This is a genomic window from Rheinheimera sp. EpRS3, from assembly GCF_001513785.1.
In the GTDB taxonomy this organism is placed as follows: domain Bacteria; phylum Pseudomonadota; class Gammaproteobacteria; order Enterobacterales; family Alteromonadaceae; genus Alishewanella.
The window spans coordinates 84,983-111,499 of record NZ_LNQS01000010.1 but is presented as its reverse complement, the minus strand read 5'-3'; the positions used below and the strand labels follow the sequence as shown (position 1 = coordinate 111,499).

Annotated in this window: 22 protein-coding genes; 8 read left to right on the top strand and 14 right to left on the bottom strand. The window is 52.2% G+C overall.

Translation table 11 applies throughout. The features are described 5' to 3' along the window. Positions 1-36: 36 nt before the first annotated feature. The 6 genes from AR688_RS15990 to AR688_RS15965 all read right to left on the bottom strand — a co-directional run bounded on the left by AR688_RS15990 (position 37) and on the right by AR688_RS15965 (position 6,701). Entirely contained in the window at positions 37-747 is a 711-nt protein-coding gene (locus AR688_RS15990; RefSeq protein ID WP_068236262.1) for a response regulator, read from the bottom strand. Then, on the bottom strand, positions 744-2,342 hold the full coding sequence (locus AR688_RS15985; protein WP_068236259.1) for a sensor histidine kinase: 1,599 nt from the start codon (positions 2,340-2,342) through the stop codon (positions 744-746). The genes AR688_RS15990 and AR688_RS15985 overlap by 4 nt, the downstream gene beginning before the upstream one ends. A 145-nt stretch (positions 2,343-2,487) precedes the next feature. Continuing rightward, a complete protein-coding gene (locus AR688_RS15980; protein ID WP_068236256.1) occupies positions 2,488-3,990 on the bottom strand; it encodes a tripartite tricarboxylate transporter permease in 1,503 nt (500 codons plus the stop codon). A 3-nt stretch (positions 3,991-3,993) separates the two neighbouring features. Then, complete coding sequence (locus tag AR688_RS15975; protein ID WP_068236253.1) at positions 3,994-4,464, bottom strand: tripartite tricarboxylate transporter TctB family protein; 471 nt, start codon at positions 4,462-4,464, stop codon at positions 3,994-3,996. A 15-nt stretch (positions 4,465-4,479) separates the two neighbouring features. Further along, a complete protein-coding gene (locus AR688_RS15970; protein ID WP_197412259.1) occupies positions 4,480-5,445 on the bottom strand; it encodes a tripartite tricarboxylate transporter substrate binding protein in 966 nt (321 codons plus the stop codon). 11 nt (positions 5,446-5,456) lie between these two features. After that, entirely contained in the window at positions 5,457-6,701 is a 1,245-nt protein-coding gene (locus AR688_RS15965; RefSeq protein WP_068236250.1) for an OprO/OprP family phosphate-selective porin, read from the bottom strand. A 329-nt stretch (positions 6,702-7,030) separates the two neighbouring features. Here AR688_RS15965 and AR688_RS15960 point away from each other — a divergent pair, with 329 nt between their 5' ends. The 5 genes from AR688_RS15960 (at position 7,031) to AR688_RS15940 (ending at position 14,666) form a co-directional block, all read left to right on the top strand. Further along, positions 7,031-8,158, top strand: coding sequence for a DUF418 domain-containing protein (locus AR688_RS15960; protein ID WP_068236247.1), 1,128 nt, complete (start codon positions 7,031-7,033; stop codon positions 8,156-8,158). A 112-nt stretch (positions 8,159-8,270) separates the two neighbouring features. Continuing rightward, positions 8,271-11,936 (top strand): ATP-binding protein, encoded by a 3,666-nt coding sequence (locus AR688_RS15955; protein ID WP_068236245.1) that lies wholly within the window; start codon positions 8,271-8,273, stop codon positions 11,934-11,936. Further along, positions 11,936-12,556 carry a condensin complex protein MksE gene (locus tag AR688_RS15950; RefSeq protein ID WP_068236242.1) on the top strand — a complete coding sequence of 207 codons (621 nt, stop codon included), beginning with the start codon at positions 11,936-11,938 and terminating at the stop codon, positions 12,554-12,556. The genes AR688_RS15955 and AR688_RS15950 overlap by 1 nt, the downstream gene beginning before the upstream one ends. Continuing rightward, complete coding sequence (locus AR688_RS15945) at positions 12,556-13,797, top strand: hypothetical protein (protein ID WP_068236239.1); 1,242 nt, start codon at positions 12,556-12,558, stop codon at positions 13,795-13,797. Before AR688_RS15950 ends, AR688_RS15945 begins: the two co-directional genes overlap by 1 nt. Beyond that, entirely contained in the window at positions 13,797-14,666 is an 870-nt protein-coding gene (locus tag AR688_RS15940; RefSeq protein WP_068236236.1) for a DUF7281 domain-containing protein, read from the top strand. Before AR688_RS15945 ends, AR688_RS15940 begins: the two co-directional genes overlap by 1 nt. Positions 14,667-14,771: 105 nt before the next feature. On the opposite strand, the gene AR688_RS15935 is transcribed toward AR688_RS15940, so the two are convergent. The 4 genes from AR688_RS15935 to AR688_RS15920 form a co-directional block, all read right to left on the bottom strand. After that, a complete protein-coding gene (locus tag AR688_RS15935; RefSeq protein WP_068236232.1) occupies positions 14,772-16,097 on the bottom strand; it encodes a HipA domain-containing protein in 1,326 nt (441 codons plus the stop codon). After that, a complete protein-coding gene (locus AR688_RS15930; RefSeq protein ID WP_197412258.1) occupies positions 16,084-16,353 on the bottom strand; it encodes a helix-turn-helix domain-containing protein in 270 nt (89 codons plus the stop codon). The genes AR688_RS15935 and AR688_RS15930 overlap by 14 nt, the downstream gene beginning before the upstream one ends. A gap of 191 nt (positions 16,354-16,544) precedes the next feature. Next, complete coding sequence (locus tag AR688_RS15925; RefSeq protein WP_231732114.1) at positions 16,545-17,177, bottom strand: hypothetical protein; 633 nt, start codon at positions 17,175-17,177, stop codon at positions 16,545-16,547. Between the two features lie 145 nt (positions 17,178-17,322). Next, positions 17,323-17,874, bottom strand: a complete 552-nt coding sequence (locus tag AR688_RS15920) for a histidine phosphatase family protein (RefSeq protein WP_068236226.1) — start codon at positions 17,872-17,874, stop codon at positions 17,323-17,325. A gap of 132 nt (positions 17,875-18,006) precedes the next feature. Between AR688_RS15920 and AR688_RS15915 the strand changes: the two genes are divergently transcribed. Further along, complete coding sequence (locus tag AR688_RS15915; protein ID WP_068236223.1) at positions 18,007-18,714, top strand: polysaccharide deacetylase family protein; 708 nt, start codon at positions 18,007-18,009, stop codon at positions 18,712-18,714. 42 nt (positions 18,715-18,756) lie between these two features. On the opposite strand, the gene AR688_RS15910 is transcribed toward AR688_RS15915, so the two are convergent. From AR688_RS15910 to AR688_RS20245, 3 genes are read right to left on the bottom strand one after another with little or no spacing between them, the layout of a single operon-like run. Next, the gene (locus tag AR688_RS15910) at positions 18,757-21,975 is read right to left on the bottom strand and encodes a M1 family aminopeptidase (protein ID WP_068236221.1); all 3,219 of its coding nucleotides are present in this window, start codon (positions 21,973-21,975) and stop codon (positions 18,757-18,759) included. Next, on the bottom strand, positions 21,962-22,831 hold the full coding sequence (locus tag AR688_RS15905; protein ID WP_068236218.1) for an ABC transporter ATP-binding protein: 870 nt from the start codon (positions 22,829-22,831) through the stop codon (positions 21,962-21,964). Before AR688_RS15905 ends, AR688_RS15910 begins: the two co-directional genes overlap by 14 nt. 20 nt (positions 22,832-22,851) lie before the next feature. Then, positions 22,852-22,992 carry a hypothetical protein gene (locus AR688_RS20245; protein ID WP_156420331.1) on the bottom strand — a complete coding sequence of 47 codons (141 nt, stop codon included), beginning with the start codon at positions 22,990-22,992 and terminating at the stop codon, positions 22,852-22,854. A 58-nt stretch (positions 22,993-23,050) separates the two neighbouring features. Between AR688_RS20245 and AR688_RS15900 the strand changes: the two genes are divergently transcribed. Then, complete coding sequence (locus AR688_RS15900) at positions 23,051-24,577, top strand: sensor histidine kinase (RefSeq protein ID WP_068236215.1); 1,527 nt, start codon at positions 23,051-23,053, stop codon at positions 24,575-24,577. After that, on the top strand, positions 24,571-25,248 hold the full coding sequence (locus AR688_RS15895; protein WP_068236212.1) for a LytR/AlgR family response regulator transcription factor: 678 nt from the start codon (positions 24,571-24,573) through the stop codon (positions 25,246-25,248). The genes AR688_RS15900 and AR688_RS15895 overlap by 7 nt, the downstream gene beginning before the upstream one ends. Here the strand turns inward: AR688_RS15895 and AR688_RS15890 are convergent. Continuing rightward, complete coding sequence (locus AR688_RS15890) at positions 25,231-26,451, bottom strand: acyltransferase family protein (protein WP_068236209.1); 1,221 nt, start codon at positions 26,449-26,451, stop codon at positions 25,231-25,233. The two genes, AR688_RS15895 and AR688_RS15890, sit on opposite strands and share 18 nt — an antisense overlap. Positions 26,452-26,517: the final 66 nt, after the last annotated feature.

Genomic DNA, 26,517 nt, shown 5'->3' with positions numbered 1-26,517 from the left:
ATCGCTATTGGCGATAGTGGTTAACATTTACGCCAGCTAGCGGCACTTGCGGTAGCTACGCTCGGGCCGGCCGATGGCGCCGTAATTTTGGTCGACCATCAGCTCTGTGCTTTCCAGCAAATATTCCAGATAACGCCGCGCGGTAGAGCGGCTGATGCCCAGTTGCTCGCCGATACGCTGGGCGGTGTAGGCTTGCTCGGGGGTTGCATTGAACACCTGCCGTACTTTTTGCAGTGTCAGGCCATCAACGCCTTTGGGCAGGCGCACATTCGCATTGTCTTTACCGCTATCAGCGGGGTTTAAAAACAGCGCATCTACCATTGATTGGGTCACTTCCTGTGCGGCAGACAGATGCTGTTGTTTTTCTTCGAACCGGCTTAATGCCTGGTCCAGCCGGGATAACATAATGGGCTTGACCAGAAAGTCGCAAACACCGAGTTGCATGGCTTTTTCCAGCACCTGTACTTCTTTGGCGGCGGTTAACAGCATAATTTCGCTGTTGGTGTCGCGGGCGCGCAGTTCAGACAATAAAGTCAGGCCGCTGCCATCGGGCAGGTACACATCCAGCAGGATCAGCGCCGGGTTTAGTGCCGACAACACCGAGCGGGCCGTGGCCAGATCGCTGGCAATACCCAATACCTGATAACGCGGTGCGTTAGCGCGCCTTTTATCCGGCGACAATAAGTACTGCGCCAGTAATTGCGCCACTTCTATTTCATCTTCCACTATCACAACGCTGTAAGTCATGCGTTTTGCCTGCCGTGTTTGGGGATAAACACACTGAGCCTGGCGCCGCCAAGATCAGACTTACCCACTTCCAGCGTGCCGTGGCAGGCGTCAAGATGGGTTTTTACCAGATACATACCGATGCCGTGCCGGGCGTCGTTTTTTGAACTGTACTGCGGTGTGAAAATGGTGTCCAGATCGGCAGCCAGGCCAAAGCCGCTGTCTTCCACATCAAATATCAGGTTAGTACCGACATCATCCAGCGTTACCCGCACCGCCGGTGCGCGAAAACGTACCGCATGTTGCGCCGCTTCCAGTGCGTTGTCGATCAGGTTACCCAAAATAGATACCAGCTCCGGCATGTCTTTGCGTTCTATCAGTGCCAGCTGGCTGTCGCTGCTGACTTCAAAACGGATATTCATCTCCCGGGCTTTATGGTGTTTACCCAGTAACAACCCGGCAATCAAAGGCTCGCTGATATGCTCGAGCAGGTTATGAATTTGCGCCTGAAAGCCCTGTGACTCCTGGCCAATCAACTCTATGGCTTTATCGTAAGCGCCCATCTGGATTAACGCGCCCAGAGTGTTGAGTTTATTGGCGTAGTCGTGGGTTTGCACCCGCAGCAGCTCGGCGAACTCCTGTAATTTGGCCAGTTGCTGGCTAAGGTATTCCAGCTCATCCACCGGGCGCATGCTTAGCAACACACCGTCGGTCTGGCCCTGCACCTGTAACACCGAGCGGCCCATAACAATGCGTTTGCCGGCCGCAAATAGCTCGAAGCCGCGAATAGGCAAGTGCTGATCAGCCAGCAAGTAAGCACTGTGGTCGGGCAGGACTTCATCCAGGCTGAGTTTGCCGTTATGCCGCGCTGGCGCTAACTCGAGTATTTCGCAGGCGCGCTGGTTCAGCTTACGGATGCGGCCGTCAGGGTCTACGGCAATAATGCCAGAGCGCACGGTGTTTAAAATAGCTTCCTGTTCGGCAAATAAACGGCCGATTTCATCCGGCTGCAGGCCAAAAATAGCATGGCGCACCCGGCGGCTGATCCAGATAGAACTAAATATACTTAATGCCACCAGCAGTAAGCCCAGTAGCAGTAACTGCAAGCCGTGGCTGTATAGCAGGGGCTTAATTGATTGCTCTAAATAGCCTACCGACACTAAACCAATAATAGCGCCGCTATCGCTTAGCACCGGCACCTTGCCGCGGATAGATAAGCCTAAACTGCCAATAGCTTCAGAGATATAACGCTCACCGCTGAGCGCACGCAGGCTGTCATCACCGACCATTGGCAGGCCAATTTTGCTGCTGTCCGGGTGCACCAGCCGCAGCTGGGCAGTATCGCCAATGACAATAAAGTCGGCGCCGGTATGCTGGCGCAACTGTTCTACGGTATTCAGCAGGCTGGCATCTGCCCGTTGTTGCAGCAGGGCGCGTTGCACATCGGGCCGGCTGGCGACGGCGTTGGCCAGTGTTAACGCCCGCTCACCGGTTTGCTGGTGCAGGTTCTCTGCCAGCAGCGCATACACTATGCTACCAAATACCAGCAACTGCAGCAGGCACAGGCCGGTAACCCAGAGAATTAACCTTGTTTCGAGCTTTTTAGGTCGTTTCATGCTGCTCCTGCTGTATATCAGGGGGGAATTTAGAGAACCGTCTTACTCACGCTAACACGCCGTAAACCCTTCCCTGGGGGCTCGATTCGCCCGTCCGGGGCTGCAACGGTTAGCTTAGAGTAAGCCGGTTCTCCTTATCTTGCTGTTATATTGCCGCCTTACGTAAGCGCAGAAAGCTTAGCAACGGCATGGCCAGTACCACTATAGCCAGCAGCATAATACCCAGTGTCAGCGGCTTATCCCAGAAGATACTCAGTGAGCCGTCTGATGTCATCATGGCGCGGCGGAAGTTACTTTCTATCATATCACCGAGGATAAACCCCAGCAGCAGCGGCGCCATCGGGAACGCCAGCAGGCGCAGCACCAATGCTACCAGCGCAAAGCCAATCATCATAAACAGGTCAAAGGTATTAAACGACACCAGATAAACGCCAATCAGGCTGAAAAACAGGATCATCATCGTCAGGATAGCTTTGGGCATAATCAGTACCCGCGCCAGATACGGGATCAGCGGCAGGTTAAGAATCAGCAGCACTATATTACCCAAATACATACTGATAATTACCGCCCAGAATACATCGGGGTTGTCTTGCATCAGCATTGGTCCCGGCTGAATACCGTAGGCAATTAGAGCACCCAGCATAATAGCCGTGGTGCCGGAGCCCGGAATACCCAGGGTTAGCAGCGGTACAAAAGAGCCGGTACAGGCGGCATTATTGGCAGATTCCGGCGCGGCCAGGCCACGTAACGAGCCTTTGCCGAATTTTTCCTGTAAAGCTTTTGGCGCCAGATTACGCTCGGCAGCATAGGCCATAAAGCTGGCAATAGTGGCACCGGCACCCGGCAGTACGCCGATAATAAAGCCCAGCAACGACGATCGGCCAATAGTCGGGCTGATTTCTTTTACTTCAGCTTTGCTTAAGCGAATAGAGCCAATTTGCATCGGTTGCTCGCCGGCGCTTTGTTTTACTTCCGGTTTTAGCACATTGCTCAGGGCTTCGGCCAGTGCAAAGGTCGACATCGCAATCAGCAAAAACGAGATGCCGTCGAGCAAATCGGTATTGCCAAAGGTAAAGCGCTCGGTGCCGGAAGACGGGTCTATGCCTACGGTCGATAATGTCAGGCCGAACACTGTCATCATCATGGCTTTTAAAAAGGTGCCTTTGTTAGAAAATGCCGCTATCGCGGTCAGGCCCAGACACATTAGCGCGACATAGTCGGCCGACTGAAAGCTTAGCGAAACTTTGGCCAGCGTGGGGGCGGCCAGCATCAGCAATAGCGCACCGATAGTACCGCCGGTAAACGACGCCCAGGCCGCAATGGCCAGTGCTTTACCGGCCATACCTTGTTTGGCCAGCGGATAGCCGTCAAACGATGACGCCACTGTGCCAGCTACGCCGGGTGCGTTAATTAAAATAGACGAGGTAGAGCCACCGAAAATAGCGCCGTAATAGACCCCTGCCATCAGGATCATGCCTGAGCTGGGGTCAATGCTGTAGGTAATGGGGATCATCAGCGCAATGGCGGTAATGGGCCCAAGGCCGGGCAGCATGCCGATAAAGGTGCCGACAAAGCAACCGGCAATAACATACAGCAGATTCTGCCACTGCAGCGCGGTCGACAGACCAAGTAAAATGCCATCTAACATAAGTTAACTCCACAGTTCGCCGGGTACCAGATAGATACCCAGCAACTTTGTCACAATCAGCCAGAACACCACCGCAACCGGCACCGAAGCCAGCAGCAATACGCGCCAGCGGCGTTCACCCATAATAAAAAAGCCGGCAGACAAAAACACAGAGGTTGCCAGCAAAAAGCCGATAGGTTCCAGTAAGGCGGTATAAACCCACATTAACAGCAGTAATACCGCGGTCTGGCCGATGCTTTTGCGGTTAATCTGTGGCCAACCATCGCCGCTGCTATGCTGGCGCTTAATAGCTTGTGCCAACAGTGCCAGCAGGCTGAACATCAGCCCCAGCACGGCATAAACTTTGGGGATAGACGCCGAATTAACGGCGTCCATTTCTTCAAATGGCAGCAACGGAATTTGCCAGGCAAACACCGCATAAGCGGTAAAAAATGCCAGAAAAATCAGTGCGCCTAACGTATCGCGATTTAACATTGCTGCCTCTGACGGTTAGTTACGGATAAAACCCAGGTCCAGCATGACCTGCTTAAGTTCCTGCTCTTGTTCGGCGAGTGCGGCGGCAAACTTTTCCGGCCCCTGATACAGATTGATCCAGCCGTTGCGTGCGCGCACGGTTTCCCATTCCGGTGTTTGCAGCATTTTCTGTAGTGTGTCGTTGTAGGCGGCTATTTGCTCTGGCGCAGTGCCGGGTGCGGCGAAAAAACCACGCCAGTTAGTAAAGCTCATGTCATAACCCAGCGACTGCAGCGTAGGGATCTCCGGGTAATCAGCTATCGGTTGCTCTGCCGTCATCGCCAGAATACGTGCCTGACCGCCGTTGGCGAGCTCCAGCGCTTCACTTAACCCGGTAGACAGCAGCTCTACTTCGCCCGACAGCAAACCGGCTTTCGCCTGGCCGCCGGCGTCATAAGGGATATAACGCAGGTTACGGCCCGGAATACCGGCTGCGGCAATAGCCTGCGCAGCCACCAGATGATCCATACTGCCGCGCGCTGAACCGCCGGCAAACTTTAAGCCGGACGGGTTGGTTTTCAGCTGTTCAATCACCTGCTGCCAACTGGTCAGGGGCGAGTCGTTCCGCACGACAAAGGCACCGTAGTCGGCTATCAGGTTAGCTACCGGGGTTAAGTCGCGGTGGCTGAACGGAATGGCACCCGACAAAGCGCGGATCACGATCGGGGTGGAATTGACCATCAAAATGTCGTTTTTCTTGTTACCTATTTCAATCATATAGGCAATAGCGCGGCCACCACCGCCGCCAGACATATTCTGAAATGAAGTACGGCTTTCCAGGCCGGATTTCATCAGCGCTTCACCTACACTGCGCGCTGTGGTGTCCCAACCGCCACCGGGGCCGCCGGGAATAATAATGTGCAGTTCGGCCAGTGCGCTGTGGCAAAAGCCCGCCAGTACCGCTGCAAGAACGGTTTTTTTCAGTAAGCTGATCATCTTCATCGTAAGATTTCCTAGAATAAGTACTGTACGCGGGCGGCAAAGCCGGTGCCGCTGTCTTCTTCGCCGCTAAGCGCCTGCTGGCCTGCGCCGGAAACACTGCTGTGCATCAGGTTGGCCATAAATTTTACTTTCGGGTTAAGGTAGTAAGCGCCGCCGAGGGTGTAAGTGGTAACATCGGTACCCTGGCCGGCGTTGGCGGTGTTAAGCCGGCTGACACGGGCTACCAGCTCCCAGGCATTGCGGATGTCTTTCGGCTGGCCAAACACCGCAGAGCCAGCACTGTAGGGCCGCTGCTCGCCACCGGGAAAAAAGCTGACGTTAAGGTAATAACCGCTGTGATCGGTGCCATCGAGCAGGCTGGCGTTGTCGACGGTATTCAGGGTGCGCAGGGCGTATTCAGCCTCCACTGTCAGGCTACGCAGCTGGTAAGCCAGCTCCAACCCCGACTGGCGTAAACTGTCCAGCGTGACCACATCGCCACCGGCGGCATAATCAACCAGCCGCACTGCCGTTTCCCGCAGCTCACCACGGGCAACCCGTGCTGCCAGCTCATTGCCGGCCATATCGCGTTGTGAGTGCCAGGCACCCAGGTGCCATACCTGATCGGCAGAGGTTTTCGACCAGGTTAAGCGGCCGGTGTAGGCCAGCGCTAACTTGCCGCTGTCATCTTCGCCGTCTGAGCCAAAAGCATCATTTTTATATACCCCCAACGCCCAGCGTAGGCCGTTGTCTTTATTATACTGATACGCCGATGCGCCCCAGCGGAAGTAAGGTGAGAAGGTATCAGCCAGGCTGCTGCGTTCAATCAGGCCGGTATTTTTACTGCTGGTCAGTGCGTTTAGCGAGATATCTTCGCGTAACTTACCAAATTGCAGGCGGAGGCCATCGTCGAAACCGGAATAGCGCACCCGCGCCATAATAATTTCGGCGGTGCCTTCGGCAAATTCCAGCAGTAAGGTGTGGTCCCAGTTTTCAAATTCTGAATCTATCGCCGCCCGCACGCGGCGCGGAAATAAATCACTGCCGCTGCTGCCGTTTTCATTGGCATTATAGGCGCCGTTAAACCAGTTGTAATCCAGCTGTACGCGGCCGCTGAGACTAATAGCGGGGGAGTCGGTTTGTTTTTGCAGTTCAGCTACCTGTTCGCTGAGTTTGGCAACCTGTGCCGCTAAATCTTGTTCGGTTTCAGTGGCGTACGACGGTGCCGCCAGGCACGACAATGCGAGCACCGGCAAAAGTGTATTATATGGTTTCATCTATCCAGCCCTGTTGATCATAGTTTTATTTTTGTAGCGGCTGAACAGCAAATGAACTCAGGCCGCAACGCAAGCCTGGAAGCAAACAGGGTTTTGCTCAACATTGTGTGCTTAAGCTGCAATTAGAGCGTTTTGCTGATTTTGTGCATTTTGTTCATGCACATTAGTGGTGCGTTATACCCGGCCTGACGTTGCCCGCATAAGAACAACTTAACCAACTGTTTTAAATTTGTTTGTTGAGTTTTCAGCACAAATTAAACATACTTTCTGTTCACTAAATTAAAACGAAACAGCAGCTGTTTTCATGTCTGTCGTTTCAGCAGGTTTTTATGCAGCGCTTGGCTCAGCTTGACATCATTCGTGGTTTTGCCGTTTTGGGCATATTGCTGATGAACATTTTTGCCTTCGCTTATCCCTTCGATTACTCGCATAGCCTGATCTGGCATGAGGCCGGTGTCAGCTTACTGGATACCAGCTTATACAACTTACAGACCCTGTTAATATCCGGCCGTTTTCTGACACTATTTAATTTATTATTTGGTGTTGGTATGTTTTTGATTTTCCATAAGTATGGCGCAGCGTATCTGCAACGCCGGCTGTATTGGCTGGGGTTGTTTGGGCTGTTGCATGGCATTCTGCTGTGGAGTGGCGATATTTTACTCTGGTATGCGCTGGCCGGGCTTATGGTGTTAAAACGGGGTTATCTGCAACTGGATAGTGGCGTTTTATGGCGCAAAGCGGTGCGGTTTTTTGCTTATGGTTTGGTTTTGCCGCTGTTTTATGCCGTTTATTTGTTGTTTGCTCAGGCTGAACCTTTACTGCCTTTAACTGCTGAGATGGTAGCCGCTGAGCAGCAGTTTTGGGCCGGACCTTACCATGAGCAAATAATACAGAATGTGATTTATGCCATGTTTATGCTGATAGCCTTTGCATTGTCTTTATATTGGTTAATTGCAGCGCTAATGCTGTTTGGTGTTTCGTTGTATAAAAGTGCCTGGTTTGACAGAGGCTACAGCATGGCAACAACAAAAATGCTGTTCTGGCTTGCCTTTGCTATCAGTACTGTCACTGTTTTGACAGACCATATTACCGGTTACGCTTATGATCTGAACACTGCGCTGCCGTGGGAACAGGTGGCAATGTTACTAATGGCGTTGTCGTTTGCCAGCATGCTTATTAACTGGCGCGAAAATAGCTGGTTAAAACGATGGTTGGCACCCTGTGGCAGGATGGCCTTCACGCTGTATATCAGCCAGACGCTACTGATGGTATTACTGTTTCGTGTAATACGGCCAGACTGGTTCGCCAGCCTCGATCGTGCTGCGTTGCTGGGTATTGCTATAAGCATGATTGTGCTGCAACTGCTGTTCTGCCGCTGGTACTTCAGCCACTTTAACCAAGGGCCATTAGAATGGTGCTGGCGTACCTTGAGTAAGAAGCCGGTAATAACCGACTAAGCTAGCGTTTTGCTGGCGTTTGCATTCATTCCGTGGATAATAACCGGCAATATTTGATACCCGCCGCGCGCCATTTACGCAGACAACTACAGCGCGGCTGACAGGATGCGCTATGTCTCAATTACTTCGTATTGTGCTTATTCACACCCACCTGCCTGGTGTCGTGGAACTGCAACTGGATGAACACACCAATATCTGCGGTACTAATGCCTCGGGTAAAACCACCTTACAACGCCTGGTGCCGGTATTTTTTGGTGAGCAGCCCAACCGTGTGGTACCGAAAACCCGCAAAAAGTTTGATGAATTTTATCTGCCGTTTTCTAATAGTTATATCGTGTATGAATATCAGCGCGAGAACGGCGATATTTGCCAGGTGGTATTAACGCGCAAAAATGATGGCGGTGTTGATTACCGCTTTATCAATGCGCCTTACCATAGCGACCAGTATTTGCAGCACACTGCAGAGGGCGTAAAAGGCCACAGCTATAACGACTGGGCCGCTGCAATGCGCAGTCTGGCTGAGGTGCAGGTATCGCATAAAATCAGTGCGACCAGTGAATACCGCAGCATTATTCAGAACGACGCCGCAGCACTGCGTGGCAACAACGCCGATAGCGTAAAATTGCGCCGCTTAGCGGCCAGCTTTAGTTTGGTTAGCAGTGGCCATAAGCTGCGCCATATTGAAAAGCTGGTTAGCGCCGTGCATGCCAAAGAAGGCAAAATGGATACGCTAAAAGCGATGTTAGCGGCCATTTTTGAAGAAGACGGCGTAACTCTGCCTACTACCAAGGTGAAAAACACCAAGGCGCGCGAGTGGATCCAGCAAATGCGCCAGTCGATGCGGCTGGACAAACTACAACAGGATTTTGAACGCTTAAAACAACTGGCATTACAACTGGACAGTGCTGAAGCCCAGCTGGCAGCACTACTGCCGTTATTGCAGCAGGACGAGCAGCAACAAAAACTGCAAAAGGCCGATGCCGAGCAACAGGTGCAGCTATTGCGCGGCCAGCTGCAACATTTAAAGCAGCAGTTTGAACAGCAGCAGATGGAGCAAAACAGTAAACTGAGCAAAGCTGAAGCAGATTTAACCGAAACCAGCGCGCGGTTAGATCAGCTGCAACAGCAGTACGATAGCTTTGAAAGCCGCGATATGGCCAAACTGCAGCGAGATACCGACGCGCTGCCATTGTGGCGCGACACTCTGCAGGAATTGCTGGAACAATACCAACTGATGGTAGAGCAACATGGCGATATGGAGCGTCAGTTAGAGCAGCGTAAAGCCAAATTGCTTGAGGCTTTTAACCGCTTAAGTGAGCAACAGCGGGGTAAAGCCAAACAACTGCAACAGCAAAAAGACAGCACCCGCGAGCAGCAAGACACTAAACTCTCGGCGCTCGAAAACGCCTTTTCGCAGCGTTTACAGCAACAACAACAGCGCTTTGCCGAGCAATTAACCCAGTGCAGCAATGGCATTGCGGTACTGCAAAGCCAACTGAGCCATTCAGCGTTAACCGACGCCGAGCATGATGAATTGCGTAGTGCCGAGCTTAGGCTGGAGCAAACCCAGCAGCAGGCCCAGCAGCAGGCGCGGCAGGTGCAGCAACTGCAGCAGCAATATCAGCAAGCCCGGCAACAGCGTGAGCAGGCCGATAAGCAACTGGAACACGCCAGTAAAGCGCGGCATCTGGCTGAACAACAACTGCAGCAACTACACCGCCAGCTGACACCGGAGCAGGGCAGTTTGCGGCATTATCTGCGCCTGCATTACAGCGGTTGGGAGCAAAAGCTGGGTAAGGTGCTGGACGAGCGTTTATTAGAACGGCAGGATTTACAGCCGCATTTGGCAGAACTGGGCGACAGTTTGTATGGCCTGCAACTGGAGCTGGCGGCAATAGATACGCCCGACTACGCTCAGGATGAAGCCGCCATCCGTCACCGCATACACAGTGCAGAGCAACAACTGGAGCAGACAACGGCTGCTAAGGCTGCCGCCGAAAAAACGCTGAAAGACAGCCATCAGCAAGCCGAGCTGGTGCAGGCTCAACTGGAGCAGGCGCAGTGGCAATATACCCAGGCTGAGCAGAATATTGACTACGCCCGCGATGCCCGTAACCGGCTGGAAGCCGCCCAACGCGAGCTGATTAAACAGCGCCAGGCCAGTGCGCGTGCCGAACTGGCAGAGCAGCAACAGCAACTGGAAAAACTGCAACAGCAGCAACAACAGGATTTACAGGCGCTTAAAGCCGATCATCAAACACAAAAAATTGAGCTGAAAGCCGACTGGCAGGCCGAACTACAGGTATTTGATGAACAACTGGACGAGCTGGAACGCCAGCTGGAGCGCAAACGCGACGACAATAAACAACAGCTTAGTGAGTTGCAGCAGGCGTTTAACGAAGAGTTATCGGCCAAGGGCATAGATCCGAAACGGCTGGTCGAGCTGAAGCAGCGCCAGGAGCAACTGAAAACCGATATTAAAGCCACCGAAAGCCGCCAGGACGAACTGACGCAGTGGCAACGCTTTATGCAACTGGACTGGCAGCAGCTGCGGCCGCAATTACTGAGCAAAGAAACCGAATTAAAACAACAACAACGTGAACTAAGCCAGCTGCTTAGCCAGTTAAAAGCTGATTTTGCTGCCAGCCAGAAACGGCTGGATGAACAAAAACGCCAGTGGCAGGACAAAATGCAGCAGGCCGATGTCTGGCTAAGCCAGTTAAAGCCGTTGCTGCTAAAACTGGCCGAGTTGCATTTGGCCGAGGTGACACCGGCTGTGCTTACGGCTTCAGCCGATTTAGTGGAGCGCTTAGCCCGCAGCAATGAAGCGCTGGAGCAGCGCAGCAAGCTGGATCAGCAGTTAAAATTACAACTGGAACAGTTTGAAACCACGCTGAGCAAAGATGCCGGCAGCGAGTTTCTTGACCGGCTGGAGCACGAAAAACGCAAACTGCCCGAGTACGCCGGTAAACGCCAGCAATTGCCGATACTGGCCGACTTACTGCGGATCTTACAAGATCAGCAACAGCAGTTGCTGGAAATGGGCGAAAACATTGGCGGCGATCTGAAAAAGTTCTTTACCGTATTCAGCGACATTAACCGCCGCATTGCCCTGCAAAGCCGCCGCTTAAGCGAAGCGGTGGCCGACGATCTGGTGCTAGAAGGCATCAGTAAATCCGAAGTGCGTATTTTATCTACCATTGACGAGCTGGGCTTTTGGCAGCCACTGAAACACTTTGCCAAACTGTACGACGACTGGGGCGCCTCGGGCAAAGCGCTGCCTTCAGAGCAGTACCTTAATGCGCTGGCCGATGTGGTAGAGCTGCTGCGTGCCGATGAGCAATACACTATTGAATCTTTGCTGCGGCTTGAGCTGCATTTGAGCGAAGGCGGCTCCGAGCTGGTGATTAAAAATGACCGCCAACTGCTGGAGTCATCCAGCCACGGTATGGCCTATCTTATTTTATGTAAGTACCTGCTGGCCTTTACCCGCTTATTGCGTGGTGAGGCCAAAGTGGCGATTCACTGGCCGATAGATGAAATCGGCACCCTGGCGTACCACAACGTAGAGAAACTGTTTGCAGCCTGTAGCGCCAACAACATTATTATTGTCGGTGCCTTTCCTAACCCCGAGTCTGACGTGCTGATGCTGTTTAAACACCGTTATTTAATTGAACCCAGCCAGCAAGATCCGAGCAAACGCCAGTTAAAACGTATTCAACCTAAAACCAGCCGGTTAGCTGAGCGGCTGGCACAGCGGCAACAGGAGGCCAGCTGATGTTACAACATGGTCCTTTACTGGAACGGCTGCTGGCCGGTGATTTTATCTGCCAGGTTAGCGACGAAGATGCATTCCGCCATTTAAGCCAGGAACAAACGCAGCAGGATATTAACCACTACCTGCGGCCGTTAAACCGTCGTTTAGTTAGCAATGACGATAACAGCGTGTATTTTCTGGCGTATCACGAGCTGAATAAAGCCGCGCGCGAGCAATTAAGCGGCCAGTTTGCCTTAACTGTGCAATCGCTGTTGCCGCTGCTGGAATGGCTGCAACTGGTGCAGGAAACCCTGGGCCGCGACAGCGCTTTAACCGCCGGAGATACCATTAAGCTGCAGGAATTTGTGCTGCGCACCGAGGATAACCAAAGCCTGCGCCAGCGCTTAAACCAACTGGCCAGCGACCGCTTTTTTAACAGCCAGAGCGACGCGCTGGACAACCAGGTAAAGCTGATTTTCCGCCGCTTAAAAGAGCACGGCTACCTGCTGCAACCACACAGCGACCGGCAGTACTATATTGTTACCGGCAAAATTGACTATTTAATTGATGTTATTCGTTTTATCCGCGATGAAGAGCATCTGCCGGTAGATGACACCCCAACCCAGCAGGCGATGTTGTAATGGCGCCGCTGGATACTGGCGCGGCCTCTAACCTGTTTAACGTCGGCGCCGAACGGCTGGCGCTGCTGGGCAAGCACCACAAAGCGTTGATGCAGGGCTATCTGGACGGTTTTATTGATGAAGCCGCCTTTAGCGAAAGCGCGCTGAAAAAGCTGATTGCGGCGCGTATTTTGTGGCGCCCGGATGAGCAACAGCCACTGGCACTGCGGCCGCTTGTCAGCGAGCTGATTGCCAGTATGGTGGCCGATGAAAACCGCCGCCAGATTAATGCCGACGTGGCAGAAAAGCTGGAACAAATCCGCAACCGGGTGCAGGCCTACCGCGATGCGCAGTACAAAAGCGATTACAGCGTTGCCGAGCTGCAACTGCAACGGCTAACCGAGCATGTACACGATTTAAGCGGCCAGTTTGAAGAAGCAATAGACAGCTTATGGCACCGGCTGAACAGCGATTTTGGTTTTGTTGCCAGCCTGGATGATAAAATCCGCGAGAACGAGCGGGCGCAAAAGCAATTACGCCGTTTGCTCGATGGCCTGGTGTTACTGGATTTTAACGAGCTGATTGAGTTATCCGAAGGTAATAACCAGCTGCGTAAGTTGCTGGTAAGCCAGCTACAAAACCAGCTTAGCTCGCATCACAGCAGCCTGCTGGAAGTACAAAAACGCCTGGTCGAGCTGTTAGCCCGCTTCCGCCAGCAGCAGTCGCGTTCAATGCTAATCACCAATATGGCGGCGTTTTTACGCCAGCACCCGAAGTATCAGCCGGCCGATTATCCCAACCGCTCTGATGTTCCCGTGTTATTTAATCAGGCTGCAGCAATACAGCCGCAAGCGGCCATTGCGCTGGATAAAGCCAGCGAACGCCAGATCCTGGCCGAGCTGGTGCGGGCGTTACCCAGAACCGCTGCCATTAACCTGCCGGATCAGCAAAGCGCCAGTTTTGCCGCAGTAATGGAAGATGAAGAAATTGCCGCCCGCCAGCAAGCGCTGAAAACTGACGTGGAAAACTTCTACCTGCGGGTGATTGATAAAGCCGGGCCGCTAAGTGCGCTGGATTATCTGACAGAGCAGCAGCTAAGCTGGGACAGCGAAATCTGGCTGTACCAGATTATTGCCGAGTATCAGGCGCTGCCGCAGGATGAAAAGCATATGTTTGCCATTAAGCGCGACGAAGTGCCAGCCAGTGCCGTTAACAGCCTGCTGCTTATTCGCGATATCAGCCTGAGCCTGCAGGCAGCCTGATGAGCTACCCGCCGCTGAGCGCACAAACACTGCGCTATTTGCAGCAACTGCAACAGCGGCTTAATGCCAGTGGCAGCGAGCGGGTAAAAACCAGCGTTAAAGCCGTGCAGCAGGTATTGGCCTGGTGTGTCGAGCATGAGCTGGTACCGGGCAACAGCCTGCAACTGCCGCACTTTAGCTTTAACCTGGCGTTGCTGAACGATATTGCCCGTGTGCAGCGCCAGCTACAACAAGCCTGCTATCTGGATGCACTTAATCAGAACAGCAGGCTGGATAATGCTGCATCCAGCCAGCAAGAGCTAAAAAGCATCGGCCTGCAGCCGCGCCAGCAACGGGTTTTACTAAAACTAAATACGCCGGTCGATAGTGGTCTGGGCACAGCGGCAGAGTTTATTGATATCGACTGGCAGCAACTGCCACTGGCGCAATTTGATGCGCTGCTGGTGGTAGAAAACCTGGATTGTTTTTACCAACTGCACGCTTTTACGCTGCAACTACAGTATCAGCAACCGCTGATTATCTATCGCGGTGACAGCCAGTACAGCAGCGGCTGTAAAGCGCTGAAAATGGCATGGTCAGGCTTAAATAAACCGGCATTTTACTTCGGCGATTTTGACGCCAAAGGCGTAAGCATCGCCTTAAACGAAGACTACAGTGCCATGCTGCTGCCAGATTTCGCCACACTGCAACAACACGCCAGCCCGGCTATGCTACCGGATAAGCAGCTAAGCTTTATCGCCGGTGTCAAAGCTAAAACGGTAGCGGCCGAATTCCAGCCTTATCAGGAGTTGCTTTGTCAGCAGTTAAAGGGGCTTAGGCAGCAGAATATGCTGGGGATGAGACTAGCAGTAATAAATTTAAAGGCCTGACTTTGGCTGTTTATCTGCAGGGGTAAGCACTAATTTCTGCTCTGCACCACCACAAGCTGCATGATCAGTATGGCTATCGCGTTTTTAGGGCCAGCGTATTACTGGTCAAAAAGCCTCTCGTAAAACTGTATTAAATTGACGGCTTTGTTGTAGAAAGTATTCACAACGTTGCAAAGTGAGTTGGGTTAAGTTTTTTATATGAGCTTGCTGTTCGGCGGTAAGTTGGTCTGTACTAAAATCCAGCCGATTGGCCAGATTTTGGCAGCGTATAGCCAGTGAGTCCAGACGGCGCTTAATCAGTGCCGGTTTGAGGCCAACCTCGTCTGCGAATGTCAGTAAGTCGTATGCGGTGATGGTATTGATATCGAAGTTGTCGCCAACTGCCATTGCCAAATCAGTGTTAAGTTGAGGGTGTTGTTGTGCTTCATGCAGTATGGAAACTAAATCATAAAAGGGGCTAAGGCTAATGCCGTTGCGGCCAACAAAAAAGCTGATGTTTTTACCGTGAGCATCACTATTGCCAATAATCAGATTAAACAGTAACCAGTCGAGCATTTTTTGGATGGTTAGCAATGGCACAGCAGTAAGACGGGCAAATGAAATGAGCTTACTCAAACTTACGCCATCTCTGATATTGGCGACGTCGCGATCATCGCCAAACTGGCGTTCGTACTTATACTCAGGAGGCAAATCTAATGCCTGGCAAGCATCAATCATATGGTGTTTGCTGACGCCATGTTCAGTACGTTTGCGGTCAAATCGGGTAACCAGCAGAGCATGGTGGCCACCAAAATGCCTTTGTTGTACTTCGGCTACATTAATGCCAACTGCTGCAGCCAGGCGCATGCAAAACAACTCATTCACGACGATACTGCGATAGTTGGCAGCAGAGAATTTTAAAATATGCGTGCTGGAGTAGTTGCCATCAGCCAGCGATAGTTGCTGGTTTTCATCAACATACACATTAAGCTTGTTTTGCACACCGGCAACGGATAGCCGGAACTTACCGTCCCAGTACACCAGTTGACTCGTGTCCTGGCTGCTAAGGCGCTCAGCCAGCTCTGCGTCCGTAATTGGCCGAAGTTTGCTGACGGCATCTGCAGGCTCGCTGTTATGAAACGATAGAGCGCCGGCGGTTTCAGCCCCAATGGCTTTAAGTATGGCAAGCACATTATCTTTGGATAAGCGCTCGTAACTCAGCAAACTACTTAAAGCATCGCCTTCAGGGAGCAGGTTTTTCAGGAAGTTGATCAAGGTTTCAGATGATACCGTTTGCTGAAAACTTATATGTGGCGAAATGGCAAAGCCTTGCTCTAACCAGTTGGCTGCATAATGAAACTGGCATTTGCCTGGTGACATGAATGTCAGCTCGCCAACCAGACTAGAATTGGCATAGACCTTTAGTTTGGGCAGGTTATCAGAGCCAGTCATTATTGTCTTCCGTTGCTTTTACCTGTAGTTCTATGCCCCATAACGCCAACACGGTAAATAAATTCTCTACCCGCACATTACCCGCGCCTTTTTCAATATTCTGATATGTCTGCTTGGATAGTCCAAATAAGAGGGCTGCGTCAGCAATAGATACGCCCAGAGTTGTGCGTTTATATCGCACTAACTGACTTAACGACGCCAATGTTACTGGCTGTTGTATATTCGGTTTATCGGTTGGCATAACCCGTTTCGCCATAAATCCCACCTTGATAGCTGCAATGAGCATTGTCGCTGTGCTCTGCATATTAATCCTAACTATTTAGGATTAATAGCGATAATATTATATGTTTTGTATATAATCCTAAAAAATTAGGACTATATGAGAAATACAGCAAGCAAGAACTATAATCCTACAGAAATAGGATTATAAAGGCAAAATTGTGTAAGTTAACACACTGGTTGGTTCAAACCAGGGCCGTTTCGCTTGTCACCGGCTGTGGTTAATAGCACCATGCCTAACCAGATAAACCAAATCAGCTGCAATAAACCAAAGGCCTCTTTCAGATAAGGCAAGGTATGCAGCACGGTCAGGATGCCTAAGCTGCCGACTAGCAGCCCCAGCAGATGCAACGGCCTGGCAAAGCGCTGCTGTTGTAACCCGGCGATGCTGAACAGTAACACCCAAAAGCCGCCTACCAGCTCGATGCCGCCGCCCAGTGCTTCAGTGAGCAGGCTGCGGCTGTGGTACAGCGCCACAGCCTGCTCAGGTTCGCTATCTACTAAGCGTAACGTTATATCCAGCCCAATTAACGCCGCCATACCTGATGCCATCATCAGCATTACCCAGACATTGCCAAAACGCTCTGCTAAACCGGCCACGGCAGAATGCCTATCTGGTAAAGCATGTTGTAGCGCTTGCAGCAATATCGCCAGCAGCACACCAAACAGCAGATAGCCTATGCCATAACCGGTGGCGACCAACCTATATTCCTGCTGCAGATATAGGATCCGGCCAAGTGTGTCGATGTCTGACGGTACTGATAACAGACCAAAAAAATCACCGCTACACTGATATAACACAGCGCCATGCCAATAGCGGCCAGGCCACCACTGCGTAGAACCGTTGTATTGTTTAAGGCTGCTGCTTGCATTATGCGCACCTGCACATCAATAGAAGTGGCTATAAGATAGCCTGTTGTTTTACAGCAGGGCGTTTTTATTTGTATCAAGGTATGTTTAGCTGCGCCAATACTGCTGCCGGTTGGCTTAGCGGCAAAGCGACAATAACCGCTTCACTTGATCGCGGGAAAATGCCGGTTAGGGCAGTAAAATTTACCTGATGAGTTACCAGTACTGTGGGGTAGCTTAACTGAGCTTGAGAAAAGTACTGTACTAACGCCTGAGTTTGTTTATCGCCATCACCACGGCCGGCAAAGAAGGAATTAAGTAGCGGCAGCGGTTGGGGGGTAGATAGTGCCATCAGCCGGGCGGTATCGAGGCAGCGGCACCATTGGCTGCTGTAAAGCTGTATATCGCCGCGGTATTGCTGGCGCAATAATTTACCCCAGCGTAGTGCCTGCTGCTGTCCTTCGCTGTTCAGGTTACGCTGGGTACTGCAATCGTCTAACACAAAACCGGCCGGATCACCGGTGCCCGGCGCTAAGGCATGGCGCATTAGCAACAGCGCTTTACCCTCGCGCCAGGCTGTCCAGGCACGGCTATCGGCAAAGCCGTTAGCCGAGAACAGCAAGGTTAACAGTAAGCATAGAACTTTCATGTGTCAGTGTTTCCGTCACAGTGTGTTGTTTACTACGTTGCAACAGTACAACAGGTTTAGTCTGCTGTTACTCAGCCACGATTCAGTTTACGCTGTTTAGCATCTGGCCGCGTATTGCACAAACTAACTGATATGATGAAAAAAGTTCTGATCACAGCTGTGGTGTTGCTTGCGACACTTTATGGCATATGGCAACTCTCTTCAGCCCGCAGCTTTCAGCTATTTGGCGGGCTGATACACCGGGTGAATACCAACGAAAAAGTTATTGCCCTCACCTTTGATGATGGCCCTTCAAAACGCTATACCGATCAGGTGCTGGCCATACTGGCAGCAGAACAGGTAACCGCGACCTTTTTTGTTACCGGTAAAGAAACAAAACAAAATTTGTTTCAGGCCCGGCAACTGCTGGCTGCTGGCCATCAACTGGGCAATCATAGTTATAGCCATCCACGAATGCTGTTAATGTCGCCCGCCGCAGTTGCCAGTGAGATTGAACAAACCGATGCAGCTATTCGCAGTGCAGGGTACCAGGGCGACATTCTGTTTCGCCCACCTTATGGCAAAAAGCTGCTGGTGCTACCCTGGTATCTGGCAGAGCATAACCGCCTGACGATTATGTGGGATCTGGAACCGGAAACGGATCCGAAGCTGGCAAGTGGCGCCCAGGCGATGGCGGCGTATGTGATTAACAATGCTAAGCCCGGCAGCATTGTTTTGTTGCATGTGATGTACCAAAGCCGGCAGGCCTCACGCGAGGCACTGCCGGTAATAATTGAAGGCTTAAAGCAAAAAGGCTACCGGTTTGTTACGGTCAGTGAATTGTTGGCGTCTGGCCCTTAGGTTAAACCCGCCTCGTTTCTGCCGCTGTATGCTGTCAGCGAGTTAACGTTCCGTTGTGTCGCTATCCAGCAGCAGGCTCAGATCCGTGCCTAACAGTAGCTGTGCCACCAGTTGCTGTTGGGGTGCCGTAAGCTGCGCCTGTAGCGCCCGGACAAAATCCATCGAGGTAGCAGGAGTTTGCGGGTAAGCATGCTGTTGCCATAGCTGCTGCAGTGCCTGGCGGATTACGGCGTCACCCAATTGCTGGCGCAAAATGGCAAATACCAGGGTAGCGCGGGAATAGAGATCATGGCTTGCTGTGGCATCGACCAGGGCGGACCTTTGCTCTGTGCTGCGCCTGACGGCCAGCGCAAAACGCTCACGTTCATACTCTACCAGCGCTTGCATTGCCGTGCTGCCATAGCGCTGCTCTATCAGCACCAGCTCGATATATTTTGCCAGTGACTCGACTAAAAAGGCGCTGTCTGCCAGTACGCCGTTGCCTATATCGTGGCCAAACCATTGATGTGCGGTTTCATGCACGGCGCGCCGGTAGCGCTGATCAAAACCGGCATCTGCTGAGGGTTCAGCGCGAAAACCGACCCGGTGGTTAATCATAATCAGCTGTGGCAAGGCGTAGCCGGTTGCACCCATATCGGGCATCGCCAGCAAACTGAGCGCTGTGCCGCGATAGGGCGCAATATGTTGCGTCATCCAGTCCAGCGTGTCCTGCATTGCCTGCATATTTAGCTCAGCGGCGGCGTTTAGTAGCGGGCTGTACAGCGTAAGGCGGGTAGCGCCGTGTTGCCGGCTCAATGTCTGACCGGAAATAGAATACCAAGCCAGAGCATTGCGGATGGGCCCGCGGGTTTGGTACTCGGCATATTGCCGGCCGTGCTGTTGCCACTGCCTTACCAGCTCGCCTTGTGCCAGCGGGGTTTGCCCGACATCGGTTGATACCACCGAGTGCAAGCTGAGCCAATCGTACTGTGTAGTTACAGCCGGGTGAACAGGTACGATGCCCTGCGCTGCGGCAAATAGCTGGGACGGCTTAGCCAGCTCCAATGGCGCCAGGCCATATTGCTGGCGCAGCTCGGGGTTTCGCAACTGGTACTCAGTCTGAAAGCCGAGAGTTGGCAGCAGCGGTATGCCACGTAGATAACTAAAAGACGGTTTAACCAGCTGTGGTAACACTGCCGGCCAGTAGCTGTGTTGTCTAAAGTTCAGTTTACTGTGCATTTGCACTGTATCGCCTGGTGCCAGAGGCTGTGTTAACGTCAGTACGTATTGGCCAAGCTGCTGATCTGCCTCAATACTGTGTGGCACCGACAGGCGAAGCCCGGCAATAGCGGTAGCCGAGTAATTGCCTACCAGTAGTTTGCTAACCGGCTCAGCCGTGCGATTTTGCAGCGTGTAATCTAACGTGAAAACCGCCTCGCCCTGCTGCGGATAAATATCCACCTGCGCCTCAATATGGCTGATACCCGGCTGGGCCACGGCTGCCCAGCTGGCATAGCGTTGTTCGTAATTTGCCCGCCATTGTTCACGCAGATCGGAGCTCATCAGTGGCCGTTCGGCGATGATATTCAGGTGCAAATGCACGCCGCTCATTACCGCCAATATCAGCAGTAGGCTGCTGCTCAGATTTAGCGTCCAGCGTTTGGGGTTAGTAAAACTGCCGCTGCGATGTGACCAACGCGCCGCCAGCCACAACAGGGCAATGCTCAGTAACAACCAGAATGTCATAAAAGGCCAGAATACCGATTGGCTTTGCTCAAAGTGCCAATAGGCATCGGCCGGTTGCAGCGGAGAGCCGGCGATATTCCACATCGTATGGGTTAAGCCTAATTTGCCGCTAAGTGGCGTATATTTCAGCAGCAAGGTAGCAACACAGCAGGCGGCAGCCGTTAACGGCGAGCGGCAAAGGGTATGAAACACGCTAAACAGGGCACCAAGTAAAGTTAATGACAGCGCGACCTTGCCAAGTACCTCAGGGTAAAGACGGAGGTTAATTTCGCTGTTGGCCAGCCATTCTGCCGCCAGGCAAGCCAGGGCACTTAGCAGCATCATTAACAGAATCAGCGCGGTTAAGGCCAGCATATTGCCCGCCAGCAGTATGCCAGAGCGTACCGGTGCCGCAGCAATCAGCTCGGTCATCGCGCTATGGCGGTTCCGCCAGTTAAGCTGGTAGCTCCAGAGCAAGGTTAACAGGCTGCCGAGAAAGGGCAGCACATCATCGGCAATGCGATTAAGCGCATCCAGGCTGGTAGGATGAAGCACCGCCAGCGGCTCGGCATAATGAATGCCTGACAGCACTTCGTTGCCCAGCAGTAAGGTCCAGCCCAGCAGAATAAATTGGTTTAGCCGCTGTTTAAGCAAGGTTGTTAGTGCCGTCCGCGTAAGCTGCCATAGCTGAAGCGCACTGGCGGGTTTGGCTGTTACGGCGCGATATGGCTGTTGTTGCGCCAGCGGATGGCCGCTGTCGTCTGACAGCGGTTTTACTCTGTTTTGATAGGGTTTTAGCCTTAGGCTGAAATAAAACAGCCCGGCGGTCAGCAAGCAATACAGTAGCCGGTTCAGATAAAAAATGCTGTCGCCGCAGAGTTGTGGCGGATTGTGTTGATACAGGGCTATCAGCGCGGTATTGCCAAATGGGTCCAACAGACGCATAACATTAAACAGTACATCGCTGCTAGTAGTACTGCCGGCCAACATGGGGGCGCCGGTCATGCTGGCCAAAACCAGATACACCAACCACAGACTGGCAAATACGGCGTATAGCACCACATTGCTGGAAAAACGCTGCGTCAGGCAGCCGGCCAGCATGGCATAAAAGGCGCAGGCGGGTAAGGCCATAAAGGTAAAATCCCACAGGTTTAACCGCAGCAACGAGGCCTGAAAACCAAAATGCCGGCACAGCAGATAATAAATGATGCTAAAGCCAATCAGCATTAATCCGGCACAGAGCAATGATAATACGCTGACCCGAGCCAGCAAGCGGTGTGGCAGCTGGATTGGTGTTGTGTGGATAAGCTCCGTCATGTCGTGATTTTGGTCACGCAGAAACACTAAGGGCGCCAGCGCGCCGCACAGCAAAGGCAGGTAGAACATCAGTAGGGTCATTTGTAAGGCTTGCAGCCGTTTGTCGGCGATAGTGTCTATGCCAGTAATGCCGGTCGCAAAAATATACGCCGCTAATGGTAGCAGTATTAGTGCCAACCACAGCAACGGTTGGCGTATCAGGTAGTGCCATTCATTATGCAGCAGTTTAAGCAGCAACATGGTTAGCCGCCTTGTCTGTCAGTTCAAAGAAATAGCGATCTTGCAAAGTGGCCGCTACCGGCACTGCCGCGGCGCAGGGTTGTTGCTGGCTTAACAGCCGGTATGTCGGGACACCAAAGCGGTAGCTTTCGCTGAGTAAGGTACTGCTGTCGTCCGGTCGCAGCGGGCTTTGCCAGATGCGGCCTTGTAGCGACGCCAGCAGGCTTGGCACCGGACCGCTTTGGACAATCTGCCCTTGATTGATTAGCGCAACAAAAGGGCACAGATTTTCAATGTCCTCCACAATATGGGTCGATAGCAGGATCAGTTTGTGCTGGCTGATAGTGACCAGTAAGGCGTGTAAGCGCTCGCGCTCGGCCGGATCCAGCCCGGCGGTGGGCTCATCCATAATCAATAACCGTGGGTTACCCAGCAGGGCCTGGGCAATACCAAAGCGCTGGCGCATGCCGCCGGAAAAGCTGGCGACCTGTTTCTTCGCCACGGCGCTAAGGTTGGTTAGTTGCAGCAGAGTGTCAATCTGTTGTTGTTGCTCGGCTTTATTATGAATGCCCTTTAACACCGCCATATGCTGCAGTAACGCCATGCAGCTCATATGCGGGTAGACACCGAAGTACTGTGGCAGGTAACCCAGTTGCTGACGCAAACTATCTGGTTGTTGTAGTACATCCAGATCGGCAAATTGTATCTGGCCGCTATCGGGTTTTTGTAGCGTAGCCAGGGTGCGCATCAGTGTTGATTTGCCGGCGCCATTGGGCCCCAATAGGCCTACCATACCGGCGGGTAACTGCAGGTTAATATCCTGTAAGGCCCGGGTGCCATCCGCGTAGGTAACAGAGAGTTGGTGAATGGTCAGCATAAGTGTGTCCTTTAATAAATTCAGCCCAGCTTGGGCACTGCAGCAGTTGGCAACAAGCAAGCGATGACAAAGTGGCTGATTAAGATGATAAAAGACGCTAACGGCTTAATATGGCGGGCAAATTTACTTTCGTCAGTAAAAGCGCTAACTTCGTCATTCACTGGCTGACACTTGTGTCCTGTTGCGCCACCCTATGCAAAAATCTGGCAGGAAAACACCATGCTTAACCCGGCTTTCGCCAAAGCTAAACACAGGTTTAACGCCATAGCTGGCAACCAACTGGTGTTGATGGCAGCGCTGTTGCTGGACGCTTCTATCCGGCACTTTTCCCTGCATAGTCAGAGTGCAGCGGAGTTTTTACGCATCGTGCTGCAATTGCTGGCTGAAAGCTCGCCGCTGCTGCTGGCGCATTATTTTGCCGCGCGTTTCGCTGCCTGCACTAGCGTACAGCGGCGGCTTTGGGGGGCGGGCCTGATCTGGGCTGCTGGTTTTGTACTGTACCCGCTATGCTTGTTCTGGCTGGCAGAGCAGTGGCAAGCTTACGCTGTTTGGACTGTATTCTCTGTGCAAGGCTGGCTATTGTTGCTGCTGGCCAGTGGTGGTTATGGCCTGAGTCGTTGGTTGGCGCAGCGCAATGCCAGTGCGCGTTTTCAACTTATCTCCCGTTTGTTTTCCCTAAATTCCGTGCTGCTTTTGCTGATGACAGCATGGGCAGTTGTTTGGGCGGGTATCTTTGCCTCTACTGATGACCCGGTGCGCAACCAGCCGCTGCAGGCGGTTATTGACAGCGATACTGTTATCGTTAATTTTGAGTATTTCCTGCACTACTTATGGCAATTTTTGCTGATGGGCAGCTGTGTTTTGCTGATCTGTTGGCTCAACCGCTATCTGCTGATCCGCCAGTTGCTCGCCCGCAACGGCGTGTTTGCCTATATAGCCGGCTGCCTGATTAGCATTATTCTGCTGACGCCGTTATTGTCGGCCGTAGTGTTATGGCTACCGATGAATATTGCCGAATTTACCTTCCTGCCATCGCAGGACTACAACATTTTCGCGCCGACAAATTTCCGCTTTTGCTTTTTAATTTTGCTGATCAGCACGCCGGTTATTTTGGCGTTTGAGCGCCAGCAACAAGAAAAAGCCCTGGCTGAAGTGGCGCAGCGCCAAAGCCAGACCGAACTGCAGCTGTTGCAGCAACAGGTTAATCCGCATTTTTTATTTAATACATTAAATAACTTATATGCCCTGACTCTGGCAGGCTCTGCGCAGGCGCCAACACTGGTGCTGCAATTGGCCAACCTGCTGCGTTATACGGTATACGAAGGGCAAAATGCGCGGGTAAGCCTGGCGCAGGAAATTCAGTATCTGCAGGATTTTCTCGCGCTGCAGGCCATTCGCAGCGGTGATAAATGCCAGCTTGACGTTGTCTGGCCAACGCAGGCAGAACAATGGCAGATCGCGCCATTATTGCTAATCACTGTGCTGGAAAATGCCATTAAACACGGTGTGGAACCAAGCCAGTCGCGTTGCAGCATCGAGCTGAGCATCAACGTGGAAAACGGCTGGCTGCGTATGCACTGTGTTAATAGCGTGCCAGCAACAGCCGGGCAGCGCCTGCCGGGTATCGGGCTGGATAATTTGCGCCGGCGGCTTAACCTGTTGTATAGCGGCAAACACCGTTTCAGTGCAGAACAGCAAACGGGTTTATGGTGCACCGAGTTAACGCTGGAGCTGGAGCCGTGTTAAAGACGCTAATCATTGATGATGAGCCGCTGGCGCATCAGGTAATTAAGCATCACCTGCAGGGCTGTGACGATATTAGCGTGCTGGCCAGCTGCTACAACGCGACAGAGGCGCTGCGCTATCTGGCGCAGCAGCAGGTAGATTTACTCTTGCTGGATATTAATATGCCGGCGCTTAGTGGTATTGAGCTGCTTAGGGTGCTGCACAACCGGCCGGCGGTGATTATTATCAGTGCCTATAAAGAGTATGCGCTGGAAGGTTTTGAACTGGATGTGGTCGATTATCTGTTAAAGCCGGTTGGTGCTGAGCGGCTGTTTGCGGCCCTTAACAAAGTGCGGCGGCGCATTACCAGCACCAAACTGCCGGCAGAGCCTTATATAGTGCTGAAAGTCGACCGGGAAAAACGTAAGTTCCTGCTGAATAACATCAGCCTGTTCGAGGCCTACGGCAACTATGTCAAAGTATGGCAAGGTGAACAGATGACCCTGGTTAACAGCACCTTAAAGCGATTGCTGCAACAGCTACCGGGCCAGCAGTTTGTGCAGGTACATAAATCCTTTGTGATTAATAAAGACAAAGTTTTAGCCGTAGAGCATGAGCTGCTACGGCTGGATGGTGAGCAGCAGGTTAAAGTGGGTAAGCTCTATAAGCATCGGCTAATCGGCTTGCTGTAAGGTCTGCGGTTTCTGGTTAACTGAGGGTAGCTTCACTTTTAAACCAAACAGCCAGCGGCTGAGCCAGAAGCGTTTTACCAGCTCATAACCTGCCCAACAACCAAGACAGGTCAGAATAATTAACAGCACGGCTTCGATGCCCACCGGCAACGCCAGCGGTTTTAGCCAGACGGCAAATACGATAATCAGTGTTTGGTGCAGCATATACCAGGGCAAGATAGCGTTATTGGCATAACGCAGCAGGTTACCCTGTTTATCCAGCTTATTGCTTGGCCGGTTCCGGTAGCGGCCAGCGTAGCCGATCAATGCTAATATCCAGCCCCAGTGATTTAATGCCAACACCAGGCCTATCAGTATGCGCCCGCTAACAGATTCGCCAAAGCTGGCAGGAATACTATCGAGTAACCCTTCGCGGTCGGCAATAATCAGGCCGTAGCTGATAAGCGCGCAGATTAACAAGGCGCGTCGTACCGAAATGACTTTTTGCCACCAGCTACCCTGCAGTGCAAATAGATAACCGGCAATAAACACCACGAAGTATTTGGCATGGTTATACCAGTCATCAACCAGCGCATGGCTGGACGGGTAGGCCTGCTTTAATAACATCCAGGCGGTGATCAGCGCAGCCATCACCAGCAGCAAAGCAATGCTACCGGGCAGTGGCTGCAGTAACCTAGCCAGCGCGTTTAGTAGTGGCGCGCCCAGCAACACCAGCACGCTGTAGCACCATAAATACGGCAAAAACCACAGATGGTTCCAGGTTAGCAGGCCAATAGGGCTGTGATGATCCCTTAATAGCTCTGTATTGGGGTTAATATACTGCCACCAGAAGCTCAGATAACCCGGTTCAATTAATTGCTGCGATAAAGCTTCAAAATATACCTGCGGCACGACCACAATAAACATGCCGCACAGCAGTGGAATAAGTAAACGGTTACTGCGCAGGCCAAGCAGGCTGACCCGGCTGCTGCGTTGTTGCGCCAAGGCTAGCGCCATGGCGCTGATAAAAAACAACAGCGACATACGCCATTGGTTGGTTAAGATCATCAGGTTTTGCAGTGCTTCGCTGGTTACGTCACTTTTAATATGCCAGCCCCAGTCGGCTACATAGTACATGCCAATGTGATACAAAATCAGCAGGCCAAATGCCAGGGTGCGCAGCCAGTCCAGGTCGTAGTGGCGCTGATAAGGTGTGGTTGTCATTGTTGTGCTCCGTTATTGCTGTTGCGCTATAGTGCGTTGCTGCACTAGCATGAGAAACCGCAGAAT